Below are 22,439 nucleotides of genomic sequence, written 5' to 3'. Positions count from 1 at the left end.
TCTGAGAGACGGGCGAAACCACCGGGGGGTGGTCGACGGACACTCGTCAGGCGGTCTGCGGTGAGCGGGGGGAGGCGACTCCCGTCAGTTCTTCGGAGGCCTCCCACAATCGCTGTGCCACCTCGGCGTCCCGCGCCCCGGCCGAGCGGCCGACCAGCTTCGGCGCGCCGCGTCCCTCCAGGAAACCGCCCGGCCCCGCGTAGCTGTCGCCCGGGATGTTCGCCACGGCCGCGTACAGCGTCGGCAACGCGCCGTCGTCGTCGCTCTGCGCGAGAAGCCCGGCCGCCGCCTTCTGTACGCGGTGGACCCCGCGCCGTCGGCCGTCGGGCCGCAGCAGGTTCGTGGCCGCCATACCGGGGTGCGCGGCGGTCGTGATCACAGGTGAATGCGCGCCCGAGCGGATCGGGATCGTCCTGTTCGCGACCCTCCAGGGCATCGCCTCGATCATCAACGGCAACATCGTCAGACCGGAGCTGCTCGACGGACTCGTGGAGACCGCGGTCGAACAGTTCCTGCGCGGTGCGGGCCCGCTCCCGTAGCTCTCGCCCGACCTGACCGACCTGACCGACTCAGCCGATCGTGACGACCCGGGCCCAGGACGGCGGAGTGTCCGGTACGTAGTCGGGGTCCTCCTCGTTCGCGCCGTGGGCGGAGCGGGGGAAGAGGCCGACGACCGTACGGCAGGGCGGTGGCACCGACGGCCACGGCGTCTGACCGTCCGTGAGAGCGACGACCACGTCGGGACGCGGCTGGGAACGGAGCGCCCGGGCGAAACCGGAGCGCAGGTCCGTGCCCCCGCCGCCGACCAGTTCGATGTTCTCGGCGCGGCAGAGCGGCACGGCGACCCCGGCCGCCGCGTCGCAGGAGATCACCGAGACCAGGTCGCGCCGCCCGCCCACCGCCCGCGAGATCGCCGCCACCTCCAGCAGTGCGCTGCCCAGTTCGGCGTCGCTCACCGACCCGGAGGTGTCGATGACGACGCAGACCCTGGGCGGCGTACGCCGCAGGCTCGGCAGGATCACACCGGGGACACCGGCCGAGCGCCGGGACGGGCGCCGGTAGCTGTGGTTCTCGCCCGCGCCCGGCGCACCCGCCGCCGAGCGGACCGCCGCCCCCAGCAACTGCCGCCAGGGCTGCGGCGATTGGAACGCCTCGTCCGCCCAGCGGCGCCAGCCCTCCGGCGCGTCGCCCGGCCGGCCCTTGATGCCCTCCGCGACCCGGAAGCGCACCGCGTCCCGCTGCTGCCTGCTCAACCCGTGCGCCCCGTCGGGGCCCAGTTCCCAGGACCGGTCCTGCCCGTCGGCGCCGCTGCCGCAGTCCAGCCAGGCCAGGTCCGCGGCGAGTCCGGACAGCGACGCCCTTCGCAGGTACTCCTCCATCAGCAGCCCCTCGGGCAGCCCCAGCAGGGACGGGAGCACCGCTCCGGAAGGCCGGGGCAGACCGTCCCCGTAGATGTCGTCGTTGATCTCGAAGTCCGCGGCGATGTTCCGCCGCAGCCTCCCCAAACCATCGGCTGCGGGGACCCCCGTCCCGCTTCGCCCGCCCGGCCCGTGCTCCTCGTGCTGCCGCGCGTACCGCTCGCCCCGCCCGTGGTGGTCCCGCAGCAGATGGGAGACCTCGTGCACCCACACGCCCGCCAGTTCCTCCACCGGCATGCGTGCCACGAACCCGGGCGAGACATAGCAACGCCAGTGCGCGTCCACCGCCATCGTCGGCACCGACCGGTCCTCCACCACGTGCAGGGCGAAGAGCGCGCCGGCCAGGTAGGGACGTACCTTCACCGCGTGCAGCCGGGCGGCCAGCAACTTCTCCATGTCCAGCGGCTTCGGCACGGTGGCCCGCACCGGGCGCGGCGGCGCGGGCCGGGGCACCGGACGCGGCAGTGGGCGTGGCAGCGGGTGCGGCGCCGGGCGCTTCGCGGCCCCCGTCATCGGCGCGCCCCCGCCGCACGTCGGGCGGCCTCGGCCGCCGTGACCCGTCCCACCGACCGGTCCGCCTGCCGGGCGAGACCGATCACCCCGGCCAGCCGCTCCATCGTCTCCGGCACCTCCCAGTCGTCGCGCCGCAGCGCGGCCAGTGCCGTCGCCGGGGCGACCAGCAGGTCCGCGGTGCCGGTCTCCAGCGCCCGGACCAGCACGGCCCAGCCCGCCTCCCAGCGCTCCCGTTCCGGCCGTGCGCCGATGACGGCCACCACCGCCTCCAGCGCCGCCTGCCGCAGGTCACCCCGTTCCGGCAGCTCGGCGGCGGCCGGGTCGGCCAGCAGCGTCTCCGGGTCCGGCAGGTCCATCCGGTCGAGGTGGGCGAGGAGTTCCAGCCCCGGCCCGTCGCCCACCGCGCCCCGTACCAGCAGGGCCAGCACCTCGCGGGAGACCGCGGCCGCCGTGCCGAAGGCAAGCAGCGTCAACGCGGCGTCCCAGCTCCTCGGCGAGGGCCAGGCGCCGCCGCGCCGCGTCTCGGTGCTCGGCAACCGGTGGATCAGCGTGGGCCGGGCAGCCAGGAAACCGCAGACCACACGCCGGGAGAAGGCCACCGCCTCCGGCAGCCGCTCCGGCACAAGACGGGGCAGCTCCGCCCTCGGCCAGACGCCGCCGAGTCCGCGCACCACCACCTCCTGGTCGTGCACCCAGTACAGGTGCACGAACCGGTTGGCCAGCGGTGGGCTCAGCTCCCATCCGTCGGCCGCCGAAGCACGCGGGTTGGCGGCTGCCACGATCCGTACGCCCGGGGGCAGTTGCAGCGCACCGACCCGCCGTTCCAGGACGACCCGGAGCAGTGCGGCCTGAACGGCCGGGGTGGCGGTGGACAGTTCGTCCAGGAAGAGCAGCCCGCGCCCGGCTCGTACGAGTTCCACGGCCCACTGCGGCGGTGCCATCGGTACACCCTGCACCGCGGGGTCCTCGCCCACGACGGGCAGCCCGGAGAAGTCGGACGGCTCATGGACACTGGCGATCACGGTGGTCAGCGGCAGGTCGAGAGAGGTGGCGAGCTGGGTCAGGGCCGCGGTCTTGCCGATGCCCGGCTCGCCCCAGAGGAGTACGGGCAGGTCCGCCGCCACGGCCAGGGTGAGCGCTTCCAACTGCTCGTCGGGGCGCGGCTCGGTGGTGGTATCCCGCAGGAGCGCCAGGAGGTCGTCGGCGAGGGCGAGGTGCGCGTCCGTTCCCGACGCGCGGACGGGTACGGGCACGGATACGGGCATGGATACGGGTACGGGTGTGCCGTCGGCCGGAGCCGGAACGGGAGCAGCGGTGGTGGTGGCGGAGGCGGAGGCGGGCAGGAGGGTGCTGGTGGTCATGGGCATCACCTGGAGGGGGATCGGGGAACGGGAAAACCGTCCCGGTGTCATGGGGGTGCGCGGTGCGGAACGTGCCGCAGCGGAAAATGCGTCGCGGGGAAAAGGGACTTCGGCGGAGTCGCCGGTCACGAGGCCAGACTGGTGCGGGGACGGGACCGGCTGCTCAGCTTGCGGCGCACCGGGAACGGCGTACGACGGTCGAGCCGTGGACGATGGCCCGCCTTCGCTCGCCCCTCGCCCGAGACGTCCTCGTCGGCTGCCGCACCGGCGGCGGGGTGCGCGGCGACCAGCCCCGAGCGGAAGAGCCCGTGGTCGACGCGGCGGGCCGCGGCCGACTCCAGTTCCGTGCGGAGCGGCCCGTCGCGCAGGATCGCACCAGGACCGAGCAGCCCTTCGACCACGGCCAGTGCCCCGGCGACGTCACCGTGGCGGAGCCGCTCACGGACCGCGGGCAGCGCCTCCGGATCGCGGTGCACCGCGTCGATCGCCCGCAGACAGGGCAGCGCGGGACCGCCGAGCGCCACGAGCAGTTCTTCCCGCCGCAGTTGGGCGGGGTCGTGATCGACGGCCGTCAGCACCCCGTCCCGCAGTGCGATCCGGTGGAGTTCGCCCCGGCACTCCACGCGGTGCGGATCACCGGGCTCGGGGACGGGACCGCCCACCGGTGCCGAGCCGGCCGCCGCCAGTGCCGAGGCGACCAGTGGATGCAGCCGCTCGGCGGAGACGAGTCCCCGTCGCAGCAGCTCCAGATCCGGCAGGACCCGGGCCGCCACCTCCGGCAGCACCGGAAGCGCCGCGACCTCCCATGGCGGCAGCGTGCCCTCGGGCAGTGGCCGGACCGTCGGGACATGGCTGTCGTCGGGCGCGACGAGTTCGAGCACGGCGTGCCTGCGCGCACCGAGCCGCACGGTGAAGGCCCCGCGAGGCAGCCCCTCGGCCCGCAACAGCAACTCCGCCTCGGCCGCCCAACTGCCCACTGCCCAGGGGGAATCCTGGCAATCCTGGTCGGACGGCGACAGGGCACGTGCTTCCTCCGCACCGCGCCGCGCCGCCGGTTCGCGGCTCCGCCCGGCGTCCCAGAGACGCCGGTGCAGGTCCAGCCGGAAACGCCGGTCGGGATGCGGATGCGGGTGGTGCCCGAGAACGCCGGTGGTGGTCCCGGAACCCGCCCACAGAGCCAAGGACATGTGCTGTCCGGCGTCGGCCCGGGCCGGTGGCGTCCGCACCACCAGGTGCAGCGGCGTACCACCGGAACCGCGGTAACGGGCCAGCGAGACGGTGAGCCCGGGCCGGAGTCGTCCGTCCGGGGCGATCCGGGGCATGTGCCAGCGGAGCAGATCCGGCGCCAGCCGACGCAGATCCGCACGGAGCCGGGTGACGACATCGGTGCCGTGCTCATGGCGCACGGCGCGCAGATCGAGATCGACGTAGACACGGGCGGCGGCGCAGGCCCCCGCCCAGTCACCGACCGCACGTCGTGCGGTCGCGTTCTCGATCATGGACGGTGGTACGGCGTACTCACGTACGCGCTGCCACATCAACAGGTGGGGCGGAATCTCGTTCGCGAAGTGATGTGCCATCAGCACTCACCTTGCGCGAATGAGGCCCCCAATCCGGAAAAGGAGAAGTTCTTCATCCCTCGCATCGTAACCACGCCGATGACGCCGTGTCACTCCCTTTCTGATCAACTCCCGCTCCGATCAGCTCCCGTTCCGATCGACTCCCGTTCCGATCGGCTCTCGCCCGTGTCATGGGCGCCGCGTCGCCATTGACAGGCTTGGCTAATCCGATTAGCTTTTAGCTAACACGATTAGCCATCACGCGATGAGCCCCCGGGCCACCTGACAACTTACGGAGACACCATGACCGAGTACCTTCCCGTCGACGGTGGCACGATCGCTTACGAGGTGGCGGGGTCCGGCCCGCTGATCGTGCTCTCCCACGGCATGGGCGACAGCCGCGCCGCCTACCGCGCGGTGATCCCGCCGCTGGTGGCGGCCGGCTATCGGGTCGCCGCGGTCGACCTGCGCGGTTGCGGCGAGTCCAGTGTCGACTGGCCGGCCTGGAGCCGTACCGCCATCGCCGGCGACCTGCTCGCCGTGATCCGCCACCTGGGCGGCCCGGCCGTACTCGTCGGCCACTCGATCTCCGGCGGCGCCGCCACCGTCGCCGCCGCGCTGGAGCCAGAACTGATCACCGCGGTCGTCGAGTTGGCGCCGTTCACCCGCAAGCAGTCGGTCCGCCTCGGCGACCTGCGGGTGAAGCGTTTCCGGCAGGGCATGCTGCGGCTGCTCGGCGCGGGCGTGTTCGGCAGTGTGCCGCTCTGGCGCTCCTACCTCGACGTGGCCTACCCCGGCGTGAAGCCGGCCGACTGGGCCGAGCGGCTCGGCCGCATCGACTCCCTGCTGCGCGAGCCGGGCCGGATGAAAGCCCTGCAGGGCATGGGCCGCAGCGCCCCTGTCGACGCCGGCGCGCAGCTCGGCAACGTCCGCTGCCCGGTCCTGGTCGTCATGGGCACGCTCGACCCCGACTGGACCGACCCGGGCGCCGAGGGGTCGGCGGTCGTCGATGCCCTGCCGTCCGGCCTCGGCCACCTCAAGATGATCGAGGGGGCCGGGCACTACCCGCACCACCAGTTCCCCGACCAGGTGGTTTCGCTCGTGCTCGCCTTCCTCCGGTCGGACGCCGCTCGTGCCTAGGGCCGGCCTGGACCCGGCGGCCGTGGTCGCGGCCGGGGCCGCCCTCGCCGACGAGGTGGGCCTCACCAACCTGACCATGGGCCTGCTGGCCGAGCGGGTGGGCGTGCGTACCCCTTCCCTGTACAAGCACGTGAGCGGTCAGGAAGACCTCAACCGGCGCATCGCGGTCCTGGCGTTGCGCGAGGCGGCCGACGCCGTCGGCGGCGCGGTCCAGGGGTACGCGGGCCGCGACGCCCTGGCGGCCGCGGCGCGCGCCTTCCGCACCTTCGTCGTGGAGCACCCCGGCCGGTACGCCGCGACGATCGGCGTGGAACCCTCCGGCCCGGACGATCCGCTGGCCACCGAGGGCATGCGGGTGCTCGGCGCTTTCACGGCGGTCCTGCGCGGCTACGAGATCGCGGAGTCCGACCTGGACCACGCCCTGCGTATGCTCCGCAGCCTCTGCCACGGCTTCGCCACGTTGCAGGCGGCCAACGGCTTCCAGTGGAGCGCCGACATCGACGAGAGCTTCGAGTGGCTGATCGCCTTCGCCGACCGGGGCCTGCGCGCTCTCTGAGAAGGCTGCCGCACCCGGGGTTGTTCTGTCGCACGTCTGGCGTCAGGTCTGCTGAGCCGTCCCCGTGAGAGCGGCCCGGGCCCGCGCGGCGCGTACCGCCGCGGACAGGGTGGCGATGTCGTAGGCGCCGTGGTGGCGACGGCCGTTGACGAAGAACGTGGGAGTGCCGGACACCCCGCTGAGGTCGGCGGACTCCACGTCGGCGGCGACCCGTGCGGCGCCCGCGCCGGCTCGGAGGTCGGCGCGGAAGCGGTCGATGTCGAGACCGATCTCCTCGGCATGGCGCAGCAGGTCCTTCGGCCGCAGATCCCCTTGGTGCGACATCATCTGCTCGTGCATCTCCCAGTAGCGGTCCTGGTGGGCCGCGGCCTCGGCGGCCTCCGCCGCGAGCTGCGCACCGGGGTGCACGTCGGTGAGCGGCAGGTGCCGCCACACGTAGCGCACATCGCCGAAGTCGGCGAGCAGTTCGCGCACCACCGGCTCGGCCAGCCCGCAGTAGGGGCACTCGAAGTCCCCGTACTCCAGGAGGGTCACCGGCGCGTCCAGCGGGCCGCGTACGTGGTCGCGGTCCATGTCGACGGGGTCGCTCAGGTCGACGATGCTCTGGCCGGTGCCGAGGAGGGCGCGGGCACGGGAGGTCCCGGACAGGGCGCTGATCAACCCGGTGACCAGCCAGGTGAGGAGGAACGAGCAGAGTACGGCGGCCAGGACGCCGATCTTCGCCTGTTCCAGCCGGTCGCCGTCGAAGGCGAGAGTGGCGATCAGCAGGGACACGGTGAAGCCCACCCCCGCCAGGGTGCCGCCCGCGGTGATGGCGCCCCAGCCGACCGGCGGGTGCAGCCGCCCCGCGCTGATGCGTGTGGTGAGCCAGGTGGCGCCGATGATGCCGAGCGGCTTGCCGAGCACGTAACCGAGCAGGATGCCGAGCGTGACCGGTGAGGTGAAGGCGTGGGACAGCTGGCTCCCGCTGAGCGTAATGCCGGCGTTGGCGAGGGCGAACAGCGGCACGATGACGTAGCTCGTCCAGGGATGGAGCATGCGCTGGAGCCGGTCGTTGGGGGAGAGCGTCGAGGCGATCTGACGTCGTACGGTGCGTTCCAGTTCGGGGGTCGGCTGCTCGCGGAAGCGCCGGAACACCCGACTGGCCTGTTCCAGGTCCTGGCGCTCCGCCGGGCGGGCGTAGGTCAGCAGACCCATCGCGAGGCCGGTCACCACCGGGTCCACTCCCGACTTCAGGAGCGCCACCCAGATCGCCGCGCCCAGCACCCCGTACAGGGAGGGGAGGCGCATTCCGATGGTGCGTCGCAGCAGCAGGACGAGGCCGAAGAGGCAGAGCGCGGTCAGCAGCGCGGGCAGGGCGACGGCTCCGCTGTACGCGAAGGCGATGACGGCCAGGGCCAGGAAGTCGTCGACGACGGCGACGGTGAGGATGAAGACCCGCAGGCTGTTGGGCAGCCGCGTCCCGAAGACGGCGAGCATGCCCAGGGCGAAGGCCGTGTCCGTGGACATGGCGGCACCCCAGCCATGGACGGAGTCCTCGCCCGCGTTGACGGCCAGGTAGATCGCGACGGGTACGAGCATGCCGCTGAGCCCGGCGAGCAGCGGCAGGGTGATCCGCCGGCGTTCGCGCAGCTCACCCATGTCGAACTCGCGGCGTGCCTCCAGGCCGACGACGAGGAAGAACAGCGTCATCAGCCCGCTGTTCAGCCACTCACGCAGGTCCAGTGACACCGAGCCCGAGCCGATGCGGACCGACAACTCGGTGCCCCACAGCGTCTCGTAGGAGTCGGCGGCGACGTTGGCCCAGACGAGGGCGGCGAGTGCGCCGGCGAGCAGTACCGCGGCACTGCCGGTCTCCGTCTGCAGGAAGACGCGCAGGGGGCTGCGGGCGTCCTCGCCGCACGGGGTCTGTCCCGACGGGGGTGAGGTTTCAGGTGGCACGGTCACCCCCCGATTCTCACCCACTCATGATCCGGCACCCCGCGCGGCGCGGACGCCGTGCTGTCAGCCGGCGGTGTCAGCGGTGTCAGCGGTGACAGCGGTGTGAGCAGTGAGTGTGAGTGTGAGCGGTGTCAGCGGCGCGCGGTCGAGGAGAGGAGCATCGGCAGGGGGACGAAGTCGGCCAGTGCCCGCTGGCCGGCGATGTTGACGTGGATCCCGTCGCCGGTGTCGTAGGCCGGGTTGATGCCGTTGGGCTTCAGCGGGTCCTTGAGCACCTGGTCGAAGTCCATGACGCCGTCGCAGGTTCCGTCGCAGTTGTTCCGCTTCTTGACGTGCGTGCCGACGGCGTGGCGGTCGAGGTTGTTCTGGTCGGTGTAGCCGGGACGCGAGGTGATGGGCGTGACATAGACCTTGACGCCGGCGGCGCGCAGGCGCTGGAACACCTCGTCGTAGCTGCTCAGGATCTGCGCGGCGTCGCAGCCGTTGGCGAGGTCGTTCGTGCCGTAGTAGTAGAGGACCCCGGTCACCCCGTGCAGGTCGAGCACGTCACGGTCCAGCCGGGACGCCGCGTCGAGGCCCCGTATCCCGGCGGGGTTGCGCGGGCAGGCGGCGGAGCTCGTCGTGCCGCCTATGCCCGCGTTGGCGACCGCGAGCTGCCGGGTGCCCGGAAGTTCGGCGGTGATGCGGCGGGCGACGTCGTCCGTCCAGCGGTGGTCGGTGCCGTCCGGCGTACAACCGGGCCCGCAGTTGTCGCTGCCGGTCCCGTCGACCACCGAGCTCCCGAACGCGACGATCGTGCCCTTGAGGGCCGGGTTGTGGACGTCGACGGCGCTGACCAGATACGTGGAGCCGACCGTCTGCGTGTAGGCGGAGCCGCTCGCCTCCGAGGTGTGGTCGCCCGAGCCGGGCGCGGTGAGGTAGTTGGAGCGGAAGGCACCGGTGTGTCTTCCGGGGGTGACCGTGCCGGACACGGACAGGGAGACGGCGATGTCGTCCTGCGCGCGGGTCTGCAACGCGGCGGCGTCGCTCCACACCTCCCCGCCGGGCGGGACGACGACCTCGGGCCGGCCGTCGAAGGTGACGGTACGGATGTCGCCCTCGATCGCCGCGCCGCCCTGGCCGCTTCGGCCGACGGTCGCGGCGTCGACGGTCAGCGGGGTCGTGCCGAACGTGTTCTGGATCCGGAACCGCAGCGCCCCGCCGCCCTGACTGAGATGCGTGATCATGCGAACGGACTGGTCGCGCAGGGGAGTCGGGGCGAGATCCTGCTGGGACTGGGCCCAGGACGTGAACCATGCCCGCTTCGTCGCTCCCGCCGAGGACTGACCGCCCGAGGCGGACGCCGGGGTGGAGGCCGTCGTGGCGGCCGGGGTGGCGGCCGTGGTGGCGGAGACCGCCGACCCGGACGCCACGAGTGTCAGGGCCAGGGCCACCGCGGCGCGCCGCAGTGAGGTTGTACGGAAAGGGTGCATGGAGGTCCCTCCGGGGTTGTACGGCCCCGGCGCAGGTGGAACTGCCGAAACCGCAGCGGCTCAATCCCGTATGGCTTGCCCCTGGGACTCCTGCGTCAGACGTGGCGGCCGGTGCCAATTGCCACGGACCGGCCGGCGGCGGCGCTGCCGGCCTCCGGCGACCGTCGGCCCGGCCCATGCCATGCCCGAAGGCCCCCGCGGTTCACGAAATGCGGGCCACGCCCGCGTAGATGCCGCTTCCTTCGACCGCGAGCACCTCGTCCGGGGCACCCCACTCCGTCGCCGTCACCAGGCCGGGCGGTACGAGTTCGAGCCCGTCGAAGAAGCGCTCCACCCCGGCGCGGGTGCGGAAGCCGAGTTGGATGCCGCCCTTCGCGTACTCGGCGGTGACCTGCGCGGAAAGTTCCGGATACACGTCGGACGAGGCGTGCGACAGCACCAGATAGCTGCCCGGCGGCAGCGTGGCGACCAGGGCCCGGACGATGGCCCGGGCGTCCTGGTCATCGGGGAGGAAGTGCATCAGCGCGATCAGCGACAGCGCGATCGGGCGGGAGAAGTCCAGGACGTGCCGGGCGTGCTCGACGATCGCTTCCGGCTGCCGTACGTCGGCCTCGATGTAGTCGGTGACTCCGTCGGCATGGCTGACCAGCAGTGCCTCGGCGTGCCGCAGCACGATCGGGTCGTTGTCGGTGTAGACGACCTTCGCCGACGGCACGATGCCCTGGACGATCTGGTGCAGGTTGGGCTCGGTGGGGATGCCCGTCCCGATGTCCAGGAACTGGTCGATGCCCTGGGTGGCGAGCCAGGCGGCCGCACGGTGCATGAACTGGCGGTTCTGCCGCGCCCCGTCCCTGGCCTCGGGCGGCAGTTTCTCTCCCACCGCCTCGTCGACCGGGTAGTTGTCCTTGCCGCCGAGCAGCCAGTCGTAGACGCGGGCGGGATGCGCCTTGTCGGTCACGATCTGTGGAACCTGCTGAGGGCCGCTGGGCATGGCAACTCCGTCGAGCCGATGAACGGGGCGGACCGACTGTTCGATCACTTCGGTGGAGTACATCATGCGATCCGTGTGAGAGGGAAGTGCCGATCCGCGGTGCGGGGACAGCCGGCGGGAGCACGGACCCGGGCGGGAGGGAGGCACCTCGACCGGTGCCACGGGATCTCCCGGGAGATCTCCCGCGAGCACGCGGCAACGGCCGAAAACACGTGCCGCCGGCGAAGAACTCCCAGCAAACAATGGTCAATTCAAGCCGTTGTCTTGGCGCATCCATGACAACCCTGTGTGCCTGATGTCACTCTGCTGTCGAACGTTCACCCTTCGTTCACGCCTCCCCACGACCCACTCACACATTCCCCGCACTCTCACGTCTCACGCGCCGCCGAGTTCTCGGGCGCCTTCCGTGTGCACCTCGTGCTGCGCTCCTTCCCGCACCACCCCCCGTCTCGGGCCGGCCCTACCCGGTTGGCCCGTTCACCGCCGGCCCCCACCAGGAGCCGGCCGTCGCAGGAGGAGAAGACATTGTCCGGGTACCACCGCTCCGCCCGCCGGCGCAGACGCGCCGCAGCCCTGGCCCTCACGACCGCGAGTTCGCTGCTCGCCCTCGGAGTCCAGAGCGGACCCGTGTCCGCCGCACCCGCCGACCCCGGCCCCTCGAAGATCGTCGCCACGCCGCGGGCCGGCGCCGCCCAGACCACCCTGTCACCCGCCGCGCGCACCTCGCTCATCAAGAGCGCCACCGCGAAGTCCGGTGACACGGCGAAGGAACTCGGCCTCGGCTCCCGGGAGAAGCTCGTCGTCAAGGACGTCGTCAAGGATGCCGACGGCACGACACACACCCGGTACGAGCGCACGTACGCGGGGCTCCCGGTCCTCGGCGGCGACCTCGTGCTGCACCGTAAGGACGGCCGGAGCACCACCTCCAAGGCCACCCGCGCCACCATCGAGGTCACGACCACCACGCCCAAGATCTCCGCGGCCCGCGCCGCCGACAAGGCGCTGACGGTCGGCAAGGCGGCCGACGTGAAGCGGTCCGAGGTCGAAGGCAAGCCTCGGCTCGTGGTGTGGGCCGCCGGGTCCACGCCGGTCCTGGCCTGGGACACCGTCGTCGAGGGAGTCCAGGACGACGGCACCCCCAGCGAACTGCACGTCGTCACCGACGCGGCCAGTGGGAAGGTCGCCCAGACGTACGAGGGCGTGCACACCGGAACGGGCCACGGCCAGTACAACGGCACGGTCGAGGTCGGCTCCACGGCGGTCGGTTCGTCGTTCCAGCTCGTCGACGGCGACCGCGCCGACCAGCGTACGTACGACCTGAATCAGGGGACCTCCGGCACCGGCACACTCTTCACCGATGACAACGATGTCTGGGGTGACGGGACGCAGAGCAACCGGCAGACCGCCGGCGTGGACGTCGCCTACGGCGCCGCGGCCACCTGGGACTACTACAAGGACTCCTTCGGCCGCAACGGCATCCGGAACGACGGCGTGGCCGCCTACAGCCGCGCCCACTACGGCAACAGCTACGTCAACGCCTTCTGGCAGGACTCCTGCTTCTGCATGACGTACGGCGACGGCGCGGGCAACGCCAGTCCGCTGACCTCGCTGGACGTGGCGGCCCACGAGATGTCCCACGGCGTCACCAGCGCCACCGCCAACCTGACGTACTCGGGGGAGTCGGGCGGCCTCAACGAGGCGACGTCGGACATCTTCGCCGCCGCGGTGGAGTTCCACTCCGACCTGGAGGCGGACGTCCCCGACTACCTGGTCGGCGAGAAGATCGACATCAACGGTGACGGCACCCCGCTGCGCTACATGGACAAGCCCTCCCAGGACGGCGCCTCCCGCGACTACTGGGACGCGTCGCTGGGCGGCATCGACGTCCACTACTCCTCCGGGCCGGCCAACCACCTCTTCTACCTGCTGTCCGAGGGCAGCGGAGCGAAGACCGTCAACGGGGTGTCCTACGACAGCCCGACCTACGACGACGTGCCCGTGACGGGCATCGGCATCGAGAACGCGGCGAGCATCTGGTACCGCGCGCTGACGACGTACATGACCTCGTCGACCAACTACGCGGGCGCCCGGGACGCCACCCTGCGGGCCGCGACCGACCTCTTCGGGGCCTACAGCGACACCTACCTCGCCGTCGCCGCCGCCTGGGCGGGCATCAACGTCGGCGACCGCATCGCGGTCGGCACCAACCTCGCGCCGATCGACGACCAGACCTCGGGTGTCGGCCAGGAGGTGTCCCTGCAGCTCGACGCGTACACCACCAACTCGGACGCGACCCTGTCCTACGAGGCCACCGGTCTGCCCGACGGACTGACCCTGAGCGACAGCGGACTGATCTCCGGGGTCCCGACCACCACCGGTACCAGCGACGTGACCGTGACGGTCACGGACAGCACGGGCTCGGCCGTGTCGGACACCTTCGAGTGGCGGGTGGCGTTCATCTACGCCAACGGCACCCGCGTCGACATCCCCGACGTCGGTGCCGCGGTCGAGTCACCCATCACCATCACCGGCCGCCCGGGCAACGCCTCGGCCGCCACGGAGGTGTACGTCAACATCGTCCACACCTACCGGGGCGATCTGACGGTCGATCTGGTGGGCCCGGACGGGACCGTGTACTCGCTGCTGAACCGCAGCGGGGGTTCGGCCGACAACGTGAACCAGACCTTCACGGTGAACGCCTCGGCGCAGCCGGTCGACGGCACCTGGAAGCTGCGGGTGCGTGACGTGGCGGCCATCGACGTGGGCTACATCCAGCAGTGGCGGATCACTCCCTGACGCACTGCCGATCCGACCGCCCGACCGACCGATCGCCCGCCCGGACCGCGCCATGGTCCGGGCGGGCGGTGGCACGGCACGGTCCGGGCGGTGCGCGAGGAGTCCGACCACACCACCCGCGGGCCTGTGAGGTCGCAGGCCTGCAAGGCCGACGGGGGCCGGCCCGCGCGTCAGCGCAGCGCGCCCGCAAGCGCGACGGGGGTCCGCCCGGGTGTCAGCGCAGCGCGCCCGCGCCCCGGAACCTGCCGTACGAGACCACCGCGAGCGCCACCGCCACCGCACCCAGGAGCCATCCGCCGAGCACGTCCGACGGCCAGTGCACCCCCAGCCAGATCCGGGTGAGCCCCACGCCGACGACGGACACCACCGACACCGCCAGCGCGATACGCCACAGGACGCGCCCGGCGCCGTACAGGTGGAGGAGCCACAGCAGCAGGCCGCACACCACCGTGGCCGTCATGGCGTGCCCGGAGGGGAAGGCCGCGTAGTGGGCGGAGTCCACGGGGTCGGACCAGACGGGACGCTCGCGGTCGACCGCCGCCTTGAGCCCCTGCTGGAGCAGTGTGCCGAGCACACATGTGGTCGTCAGCCATAGAGCCAGCCACCATGTTCCGTGATGCAGCACCAGCCAGAGCACGGCGACGGTGATCAGGGCCCGCATCGCCCAGGGGTCCCACACCCAGTCCGTGAGGATGCGGAACGCCTGGGTCAGATCCGGGTCGTCGACCGCCCAACGGTGGGTGGTGCGGGCGATGTCGCCGTCGAGGGCCATGAGCGGCTCCCAGGAGACCGTGACCAGGGCGAGCAGCAGCACGGTGGGAAGGGCGAGAGCCGCGGCGACGCGCAGGGCGATTCCGGGGCCTGTCGCGTGGGGTGGCGAGTCGACGGGAGAGTGCATGCGGCGATCCTCGCCGACCGGTGGGCCCTGAGGCGAACCCGGTGTTCCCGGCGTGGGTGGATCCGGTGCGCCCGGTGGGGATGAATCCGGTGCTTCCGGTGCGCGGTGGATCCGGTTATCCCAGCGCCCGCAGACCCGGCCCGAAAGCCACCAGGAGCGGGATCACCGGCACCAGCGCCGCGGCGGCGGTGAGCTTCAGCCGGCGGACAGGAGGGAGGCGGTCCGTCGGAGCGAGCAACCGGTGGACCCGCTGCGGGACATGGGCCTGCGGCGTCGGGCAGGGGCCGAACACCCCGCTGTCCTCGTTGAGTTCCACCAGAGCGAGGGCGATCGTCAGCCGCCCGAAGCGGCGCGACGCCATGTCGTCGGCGGCGAGTTCGACCAGCCGGTGCATCTCGTCGCGGAACGCCGCGAACACCGGAACCTGGGGAAAACCGGTGGCCAGCGCGGCCGAGGAGTGCAGCAGCCAGTCGTGCCGGGCGCGTGCGTGTCCCTGTTCATGGGCGAGTACGGCGTCCAGCTGCTGGCCCTTGAGGCGGCGCAACGCGGCTGTGGTGATGACGAGTTGGGGCGCGGCTCCGGGCAGCCACCAGGCGTCGGGGCGCTCGCCCTCCAGCACGACCAGCCGCTCGCCGCCCGGCTCCTCGCCGGGCAACAGCGGGGCGCGGTCGAGGAGTTCGGCCCGTCGCCGGCGGCGCCGGGTCCTGGCCCGGCTGATCTCGCGGGCCAGCATGGTCGCGCTCCACATGCCGCCGAGTGCGAGCGTCACCGCCGTCGCCGCGGCCCAGGGGCCCGAGGCGGGCGCGTAGGCCTGCACCACGGCGTGCGGGGCGGGGGCGAAGACATGGCCGCGTACGGCCTGCCAGGCGGCGGCCGCGCTGAGCGTCATCGACAGCGCGCAGCAGAGCAGTACGGCCATCACGACGCACTGCCACACCCACAGGGCGACCACCGGTTCGCGGTCCTGCCAGTCCGTCCGGGCGAGCAGCCGCGGAGCGAGAACGGCGGCCAGGGCGCCGAGCAGCAGCAGTGCCGCGGGGACCATCATGGGTGCAGCCTATGAGCGCGGCGGCGCCGCCGGATACGGTCCGCCGAGGCAAGTGACGCAGACCACGATTCCGTACAGCCGGTTCGGGGGACACAGACGCGTGCCCGGAACGTGAGACAAACCGGCTCAGAGTGCGAGAAGCATCGCGAGCATGCCGATGCCCATGGAGAGCCGGCAGGCCCGCGCCAGCTCCAGCCGGTCGCCCCAGCCGGGCGGAGGGGCGCCGCCGCCTCCCGCGTTTCCGCCGACCGCGACCGGAACGAGCCGCGTCCCCGTCCACAGCACGTACGCCGTGAAGTACCCGAGCAGCACTCCGGTGAGGACGGGTACCCCGGAGTGTGTCCCGCTCGCCATCACCGCGGCCATGTAGACCATGGCGAACGCGCCCACCAGATGGTGCAGATGATGGGCACTGCGCCACGCCGCCCACAGGGAACGCAGCGCGGCCGCCCCGAACACGGCCACGTAGGCGGCCCAGGCCCAGCGCGGCGGCGCGAGCACCGTCGCGGGCACCGCCATCGCGGCCATGCCGAAGCCCATCAGGGCCTCGCCACCCGCGGCACGGCGCTGCTCCTCGACCCCGCTGCGCATGCGCAGCAGGCAGTAGGCCCCGGTCGCCGCGCACAGCGCGACGAGCAGCCAGCCGGACGATCCCGGTCCGTGCACCGCGTACCTCCCCGCTCGACGGTGTCGGACAGTTCGGTCGAAGTGATGCCCCGGCCCGGCGGAGCACAAGCGGGTGCGGGCGAGCGCAAGGGTGTACGCGGGGGAGCGTGCGGGAGTGCGCGGGGAACGGGAGGCGGGCGGGAGGGCCCGGGGGTGAGCGGAGTCCGCCAAATCATTTACCAGTAAAACACCTGCTAACCTTTTGGCATGAGCAGTGCCCGACCCACGCCCTCTCCCACCCCCGTCCGCCGACTGCCGCTCGCCGGCGTTCTGCGCCTCAACCGCCCCTCCGACATCTGGTTCAAGCCCGCGCTGAGTGTGGTCGTCGCGGTCGGCGTGCCGAACCTGACGCTGCTGGCCCTCGGCCGGCTGGACCTCGCCCTCTACACGATGGCCGGGTCGCTCTGCGCGCTCTACGCACACAACCTGCCCTACGCGGCCCGCGGCCGTGCTCTGGCATGGGTCGTCCTCGGCATGCTCGCCTCGGTCGCGGTCGCACTGCTCACGGCGTCGCTCACGTCGTCCGCCGCGGTCCTGGTCGCGGTCGGCGCGCTGCTCGCCGCCGCGCACAAGTCGATGTCCGACGTGACCCGCATCGGTCCGCCCGGACCGGTGATCTTCACCTTCATCAGCTCCGCGTCCCTCTTCGCCCCCCAGACCCTCGGCCAGGTCCCCGGACACCTCGCCCTCGCCGCCGCGGCGGGCGCCTGGGCCTGGCTCGTCGGCATGGCGCCGGGCCTGCTGCGCCCGCACGGGCCGGAACGCCGGGCCACGGCCCGCGCGCTGAACGCGACCGCCGCGTACGTCGAGGCGTACGTCGAGGCGTCCGCCACCGGCACGCGCAGCGGTACGGGCGGTGGCGCGCACAGCGGTACGGGTAGCGGTCACGAACGGGCCCGGGCCACCGCGTCCGCCACCGTGCACGCCGCCTGGCAGTCGCTCCTCGCCGCCGGAGCGCGCCCCGAGCCCCGCCGCGCCCTCGAACGGCTCGTCGTACGGGCCGAGGTCGCGCTCGCCGCACCGGCCGACACGGACCCCGCCCGGCTGCACTCCTGGGCCCGCGACCTGCGCGGCACGAGCCCCGTACCCCGCCTGGAGCCGGCGCAGGCCGCCGACGAACTGCTCGGCGTGGAGATCGAACTCGCCGCCGGGAAGCGGAAGCTGAGCAGCAGGCTCGGCCCCCTCCTCCCGTTCGCCCTGCGCACCGCGCTCGGCTGCGCCCTCGCCGGTTACGTGTCGTTGGCGCTCGGCGTCGGCCGGCCGTACTGGGCCCTGGTCACCGCTGCCTCGCTCTACCAGGCGAACACCACGCTGACCTGGAGCCGAGGGGTGCAACGCGTCGTCGGCAACGTCGTCGGCGTCCTCCTCTTCGCGGTCGTCGCCCCGCTCGCCCACCTCGGCCCGGCCGCCCTGGTCCTGTGCTGCCTCGCCCTCAACTTCGGCGCGGAGGCCCTGATCACCCGCAACTACTGGCTCGGCAGTATCTGTGTGACCCCGATGGCGCTGCTCATCACCGAGTTCACGGGCTTCCAGGAGCCCGGCGCGCTGATGGCGGACCGGGTCGTGGACACCCTGGTCGGCGCGGTCGTCGGATTCGTGGCCGCGGTCGCCGTCACCAACCGACGTGCCGGAGACCACATCGAGAACGCCCTCGACGCCGTGGAGCACGCTCGCGAGCACGCGGCCCGGATCGTCGCCGCCGAGCGCCCCGCCCCCGGCGCGCTGGAGTCCGCCCGCCGTCGGCTGGCCGCCGCGCTCGTCGAGCTGCGTGCCACGGCCGACGCGGCGGCCGGCGAATGGTGGCAGCGCGCCCTGCCCCAGGAGCGGGTGGTGCTCGCCGAGCGGACCGGACACCGTACGCTCGCGGCGACGGTACGAGGGCAGGGACCGCACCTTCTGGAGGACGTACAGGCATGACGGCAGCGAACGGACGGGGAACGGTCGGCGTCGACGCCCCCGGTGGCGAGTGGCCTGGTGGCGAGTCACGCGGGGAAGCCGCGGCCGGGCGGCCGGGCGCGGGAGACACGGTCGCCGCGGTGGTCCGGCAGTGGGAGGCGGTCCGTCCCGACCTCGACACCGCGCCCATGGAGGTCATCGGCCGCATCAACCGCTGTGCCGCGCTCCTCCAGCAGGCCGAGGACTCGCCGCTGCGGCACGCCGGACTGACGCGCCCCGAGTTCGACCTCCTCGGAGCGCTGCGCCGCACGGGCCTGGAACTGACGCCCGGCGAACTGGCCCGGGAGACCTTCTCCTCCGGCGCCGCCGTCACCAAACGGCTGAAGCAGCTGACCGAGCGCGGCCTCGTCGAGCGCCGTGGCGACACCCGCGACCGCCGCGTCGCCCATGTCCGCCTCACGGACGCGGGACGCGCCCTCGTCGACGGCATCCTGCCCGCGCAGCTCTCGTACGAGACGACGGTCCTGGCCGGACTCGGCGGCACCGACCAGCGTGAACTCGCCGCTCTGCTCGGCGACCTGCTGGTCCAGCTGGAGGGCCGGCTGCGCACTCCGCGCACCACGGCGTAGGGCTCCGGGCGCCGACTGTCAGCTGTCTGCCTGCTGTCTGCCTGCTGTCCGTCAGCCTGGGTGCCGGGCCGAGGACGCGGTGGTGGGCACGGGCGCCGCCGTGGTTTCGCGCAGGGGGTGCAGCAGCAGCGGCGCCGTGGCCTCCTGGGCCCGCAGACCGTACGCGTCCCACCAGTCGGAGCTGCCGTCCTCGATACAGCGCAACAGCACCCCTTCGCGCAGTGCCCAGGGGCAGACGGTCACCTCGTCGATGCCCATCAGCTTCATCGTCGTGTGCGCGACGATCGCTCCGGCCAGGGACTGACCGGCACGCGCGGGGGAGATGCCCGGCAGCAGGGCACGCTCGGCGGACGGCAGCGCGGCGAGCTGCTTCACGGCACTGCCGAGGTCGGAGCGGGTCATGCTCCGGGAGGTGAAGGGCCCGGACCGGCCGGGAGCGGCCCCGCACAGCCGGCCCAGCTGCTGGAACATCCGCGAGCTGACGACCGCCGTCCGGGGAGCCTCCCAGCGGATGCGCGCCGCGACGTCGCGCAGCTGATGGCGTACGTGCCGGCGCAGCAGCCTGGTCCGGTGCGCCGACGGCGGGTCCTGGCCGCGGAAGAACTCACGGGTCAGCCGGTTCGCCCCCAGCGGCAGCGAGATCGCGAAGTCGGGCAGTTTGCTCCGGCCGAAGGCCACCTCAAGGGAACCGCCCCCGATGTCCAGCAGGGCCAGCGGCCCCGCGCGCCAGCCCATCCAGCGCCGGGCGGCCAGGAAGGTCAGCTCCGCCTCCACCTCGCCGGGCAGTACGTGCAGCGGCACCCCCGACTCCGCGGCGACCCGTCCGAGGACCTCGGAGCGGTTCGGGGCGTCCCGCACGATCGCGGTGGCGAAGGCGAAGGGCCGGGTCACCCCCCAGCGCCGCCCCTCGTCCACGGCGTCCTCCACCGCCTCCACCAGCCGGTCCACCTGTTCCTTCGGCAGATGACCGCCCCGCTCCACATGAGCGGAGAGCCTCAGCCGACGCTTGGCGGTGTGCACGGGGAGCGGAACCGCTCCGTCCGTCTCCGCGATCACCAGCCGCACCGTGTTCGAGCCGACGTCAAGTACACCCATTCGCATCCCCTCCCCGTACCCTCGCCGGCCCCCGGCACACGCGATCCGTATACCGATGGCGCCCTGTTTGGGTCGTTCTGTATGGGTACTCGCCCCGCATGGAGAGCTTCGGCAGGGATGGAGCGATCCCGCACGAAGTAGTGGCCGGTTCGGCGCCCTTCGTCCTGGGACCCCTCTTGGTGGGACTTGTGGTCACGGCCATGCTGATCGGCGCGGTGTGGTGGGGCATGCGGGTGCGCGCCCGGGAACCCGGTCCGCCGCGACCCGAGGAACAGCCCCGGCTGCCCGACGGCGGCGCGGTGCACGAGGTCCAGGAGATGCGCGAGCCGGACGAGATGCCGCACGACGGCAGGGTCCTCACCCCGCACGAGCTGCGGTCGCTGGGCAACATGTCCACGCGACGGGCAAGGGACCAGAAGCGGCCCCAGTGGAACCGGAACAGCAGCGGAGGCTTCGGAAGCGGCGGCCTCGGCCATCACTGACTTCGCCGAGGAGGACATCGCTGCTGAGGAGGACATGGCTGAGGAGACATCGCTGAGGAGGGGGAGAAAATGAAGCCGTTCCTCGACCGGCTCGACCCTCCGGTGTACGTGGTGACGGTGGAGGTCGGCGGGGAGCGGGCGGGCTGTCTGGTGGGCTTCGCCTCGCAGTGCTCGATCCGGCCGTTCCGCTTCGTGGTGTGGCTGTCGAAGGCCAACCACACCTTCCGGGTGGCGCGCTCGGCCCGACGGCTCGCCGTGCATCTGCTCGGCCGCGACCAGCAGGCGCTCGCGGAACTGTTCGGAGGCGAGACCGGCGACAGCGTCGACGGGAGCGGACGCCGCCTCGACAAGTTCGCCCACGCGGCGTGGACCGCCGGTCCGGGCGGCGTGCCCCTGCTGGACGGAGTGCCCGCCTGGTTCGTGGGGCGGGTGGCGGAGCGCACGGACGCCGGTGATCACGTGGGTTTCCTGCTCGACCCGGTGGCGTCCGAGAGCGCCGGCCGGAGCGTCGGCCACGCGGGGGAGCCGCTGCGGCTGAGCGACGTGAACCACATCGCCCCCGGTCACCCGGTCGACTGACCCACGGAAGGCCGGGGCGGTTCGTCGACATCGTGGAACCGCGCCCGCTCCGGGCGACTGGATCGCCGAGGGGCGGGCACTCGGGTGCCGCTCACGGGGGGAACGTTTCGGGTACTGCCGACCGGCTACTAGGGACGACATGGTGCAAATCGGATACACGATGATGACTGAGCAGGCCGGACCCCGTGAGCTCGTCCAGCATGTGGTGGCCGCCGAGAAGGCGGGGTTCGACTTCTCCGTCATCTCCGACCACTACTTCCCCTGGCTGGCGGAGCAGGGCCACGCGCCGTACGCGTGGAGCGTCCTCGGCGCCGCCGCTCAGGCCACTTCCACGATCCCCCTCATGACGTACGTGACCTGCCCGACGACCCGCTACCACCCGGCGGTCGTCGCCCAGAAGGCCGCCACCGTGCAACTGCTCGCCGAGGGCCGCTTCCGGCTCGGGCTCGGTTCCGGTGAGAACCTCAACGAGCATGTGGTGGGCGGGGGCTGGCCCGCCCCTCACGTACGTCTCGACAAGCTGGAGGAGGCCGTCGAGATCATCCGCGCGCTGTTCGAGGGCAAGAACGTGAACCATCACGGCCCGCACTTCGACGTGGTGAACGCCAAACTCTTCGACCTGCCGGACGAGCCGCCGCCCATCGGCGTCGCCGTGTCCGGCGAGCGTGCCTGCGCCCTCGCGGGCCGACTGGCCGACCTGGTGATCGCCACCGAGCCGAAGGCCGAACTGATCGACTCCTTCGACCGGCACGGCGGCAGCGGCAAGCCCAGGGTGGGCCAGCTGCCCGTCTGCTTCGACACCGACAAGGACGCCGCGGTGGCACGGGCGCACGAGCAGTTCCGCTGGGCGCTCGGCGGCTGGCCGGTCAACTCCGAACTCCCCGGCCCGGCGAGCTTCGACACCGCCACCCAGTACGTCCGGCCCGAGGACATCGAGCAGGGCATCCCCTGCGGCGACGACGTCGACGCCTTCGTCGAGGGCGTCCGCCCCTACGTCGACGCGGGCTTCACCGAGATCGCGCTGGTCCAGATCGGCGGCGACCACCAGCTTCCCTTCCTGGACTGGGCCGAGAAGAAGCTGCTGCCCGCGCTCAAGAACCTGTGAACTGACGCACCGAGCCGACGCACAGACGCACGTACCGAATTTTCCGGCGAACTCCGCAACGAAGGGATCAGCATGGCCATCGCCACGTACAGCCTCGTAGCACTCGACTGCCCGGACCCCCTGGCGGAGTTCTACGCGACCGTCCTGGGCGGCGAGGTCACGCCGTACAACGACAACTGGTACGACCTCTACGCGCCCGGCGGGCACCGCATCTCCTTCCAGCGGGTCCCGGACCACCGCCCGCCGGACTGGCCGAACGCCGACTCCAACTCCCAGCAGCTGCACCTCGACTTC

Annotated in this window: 21 protein-coding genes; 10 read left to right on the top strand and 11 right to left on the bottom strand. The window is 72.3% G+C overall.

The features are described 5' to 3' along the window. Positions 1–46: 46 nt before the first annotated feature. Entirely contained in the window at positions 47–379 is a 333-nt protein-coding gene (locus AOK01_RS22520) for an SDR family NAD(P)-dependent oxidoreductase (protein ID WP_213862140.1), read from the bottom strand. Here AOK01_RS22520 and AOK01_RS41525 point away from each other — a divergent pair. Next, positions 372–539: a hypothetical protein gene (locus tag AOK01_RS41525; RefSeq protein WP_213862139.1), complete on the top strand. Its 168-nt coding sequence runs from the start codon at positions 372–374 to the stop codon at positions 537–539. The genes AOK01_RS22520 and AOK01_RS41525 overlap by 8 nt on opposite strands. Before the next feature lie 30 nt (positions 540–569). Here the strand turns inward: AOK01_RS41525 and AOK01_RS22515 are convergent, their stop codons facing one another. From AOK01_RS22515 to AOK01_RS22505, 3 genes are all read right to left on the bottom strand, one after another. Continuing rightward, positions 570–1,814: a vWA domain-containing protein gene (locus AOK01_RS22515; protein ID WP_055514536.1), complete on the bottom strand. Its 1,245-nt coding sequence runs from the start codon at positions 1,812–1,814 to the stop codon at positions 570–572. A gap of 113 nt (positions 1,815–1,927) precedes the next feature. Next, on the bottom strand, positions 1,928–3,196 hold the full coding sequence (locus AOK01_RS22510; RefSeq protein ID WP_055514534.1) for an AAA family ATPase: 1,269 nt from the start codon (positions 3,194–3,196) through the stop codon (positions 1,928–1,930). A 221-nt stretch (positions 3,197–3,417) separates the two neighbouring features. Further along, positions 3,418–4,872, bottom strand: coding sequence for a hypothetical protein (locus tag AOK01_RS22505; protein WP_055514517.1), 1,455 nt, complete (start codon positions 4,870–4,872; stop codon positions 3,418–3,420). A 282-nt stretch (positions 4,873–5,154) separates the two neighbouring features. Between AOK01_RS22505 and AOK01_RS22500 the strand changes: the two genes are divergently transcribed. Next, positions 5,155–5,991 (top strand): alpha/beta fold hydrolase, encoded by an 837-nt coding sequence (locus AOK01_RS22500; RefSeq protein WP_055514515.1) that lies wholly within the window; start codon positions 5,155–5,157, stop codon positions 5,989–5,991. Positions 5,992–6,013: 22 nt separating this feature from the next. Then, entirely contained in the window at positions 6,014–6,547 is a 534-nt protein-coding gene (locus tag AOK01_RS22495) for a TetR/AcrR family transcriptional regulator (protein WP_055514513.1), read from the top strand. Positions 6,548–6,589: 42 nt separating this feature from the next. Here the strand turns inward: AOK01_RS22495 and nhaA are convergent, their stop codons facing one another. The 3 genes from nhaA to AOK01_RS22480 form a co-directional block, all read right to left on the bottom strand. After that, positions 6,590–8,488: a Na+/H+ antiporter NhaA gene (nhaA, locus tag AOK01_RS22490; protein WP_079103665.1), complete on the bottom strand. Its 1,899-nt coding sequence runs from the start codon at positions 8,486–8,488 to the stop codon at positions 6,590–6,592. A 131-nt stretch (positions 8,489–8,619) separates the two neighbouring features. Next, on the bottom strand, positions 8,620–9,960 hold the full coding sequence (locus tag AOK01_RS22485) for a GDSL-type esterase/lipase family protein (RefSeq protein ID WP_055514509.1): 1,341 nt from the start codon (positions 9,958–9,960) through the stop codon (positions 8,620–8,622). Positions 9,961–10,162: 202 nt separating this feature from the next. After that, positions 10,163–10,951, bottom strand: coding sequence for an SAM-dependent methyltransferase (locus AOK01_RS22480; RefSeq protein ID WP_055514532.1), 789 nt, complete (start codon positions 10,949–10,951; stop codon positions 10,163–10,165). Positions 10,952–11,476: 525 nt separating this feature from the next. On the opposite strand from AOK01_RS22480, the gene AOK01_RS22475 reads away from it, so the two are divergent. After that, the gene (locus AOK01_RS22475; RefSeq protein WP_055514507.1) at positions 11,477–13,747 is read left to right on the top strand and encodes a M4 family metallopeptidase; all 2,271 of its coding nucleotides are present in this window, start codon (positions 11,477–11,479) and stop codon (positions 13,745–13,747) included. Positions 13,748–13,961: 214 nt separating this feature from the next. Here AOK01_RS22475 and AOK01_RS22470 read toward each other — a convergent pair whose 3' ends face one another. From AOK01_RS22470 to AOK01_RS22460, 3 genes are all read right to left on the bottom strand, one after another. Next, positions 13,962–14,645: a phosphatase PAP2 family protein gene (locus AOK01_RS22470; protein ID WP_055514505.1), complete on the bottom strand. Its 684-nt coding sequence runs from the start codon at positions 14,643–14,645 to the stop codon at positions 13,962–13,964. A gap of 115 nt (positions 14,646–14,760) precedes the next feature. Further along, positions 14,761–15,693 (bottom strand): M56 family metallopeptidase, encoded by a 933-nt coding sequence (locus AOK01_RS22465; protein ID WP_055514502.1) that lies wholly within the window; start codon positions 15,691–15,693, stop codon positions 14,761–14,763. Positions 15,694–15,819: 126 nt separating this feature from the next. Beyond that, complete coding sequence (locus tag AOK01_RS22460; RefSeq protein WP_055514500.1) at positions 15,820–16,359, bottom strand: DUF5134 domain-containing protein; 540 nt, start codon at positions 16,357–16,359, stop codon at positions 15,820–15,822. Between the two features lie 207 nt (positions 16,360–16,566). Here AOK01_RS22460 and AOK01_RS22455 point away from each other — a divergent pair, with 207 nt between their 5' ends. Together AOK01_RS22455 and AOK01_RS22450 are read left to right on the top strand one after the other, a co-directional pair. Continuing rightward, positions 16,567–18,276, top strand: a complete 1,710-nt coding sequence (locus AOK01_RS22455) for an FUSC family protein (RefSeq protein WP_055514499.1) — start codon at positions 16,567–16,569, stop codon at positions 18,274–18,276. Continuing rightward, positions 18,273–18,884, top strand: a complete 612-nt coding sequence (locus AOK01_RS22450; RefSeq protein ID WP_055514496.1) for a MarR family winged helix-turn-helix transcriptional regulator — start codon at positions 18,273–18,275, stop codon at positions 18,882–18,884. Before AOK01_RS22455 ends, AOK01_RS22450 begins: the two co-directional genes overlap by 4 nt. A gap of 51 nt (positions 18,885–18,935) precedes the next feature. Here the strand turns inward: AOK01_RS22450 and AOK01_RS22445 are convergent, their stop codons facing one another. Then, positions 18,936–19,985 carry a Ppx/GppA family phosphatase gene (locus AOK01_RS22445; protein ID WP_055514494.1) on the bottom strand — a complete coding sequence of 350 codons (1,050 nt, stop codon included), beginning with the start codon at positions 19,983–19,985 and terminating at the stop codon, positions 18,936–18,938. 92 nt (positions 19,986–20,077) lie between these two features. Here AOK01_RS22445 and AOK01_RS22440 point away from each other — a divergent pair, with 92 nt between their 5' ends. From AOK01_RS22440 to AOK01_RS22425, 4 genes are all read left to right on the top strand, one after another. Next, complete coding sequence (locus AOK01_RS22440; RefSeq protein ID WP_055514492.1) at positions 20,078–20,461, top strand: DUF6479 family protein; 384 nt, start codon at positions 20,078–20,080, stop codon at positions 20,459–20,461. A gap of 69 nt (positions 20,462–20,530) precedes the next feature. After that, on the top strand, positions 20,531–21,040 hold the full coding sequence (locus AOK01_RS22435; RefSeq protein WP_107099885.1) for a flavin reductase family protein: 510 nt from the start codon (positions 20,531–20,533) through the stop codon (positions 21,038–21,040). Positions 21,041–21,179: 139 nt separating this feature from the next. Then, entirely contained in the window at positions 21,180–22,145 is a 966-nt protein-coding gene (locus AOK01_RS22430; protein ID WP_055514488.1) for an LLM class F420-dependent oxidoreductase, read from the top strand. 72 nt (positions 22,146–22,217) lie between these two features. Beyond that, a partial coding sequence (locus tag AOK01_RS22425; RefSeq protein WP_169800154.1) for a VOC family protein occupies positions 22,218–22,439 on the top strand: 222 nt, incomplete at its 3' end.

It is taken from the genome of Streptomyces aurantiacus (genome assembly GCF_001418335.1).
GTDB classification, from domain to species: Bacteria; Actinomycetota; Actinomycetes; order Streptomycetales; family Streptomycetaceae; genus Streptomyces; species Streptomyces aurantiacus.
This window is presented reverse-complemented; position numbering and strand designations above follow the sequence as displayed.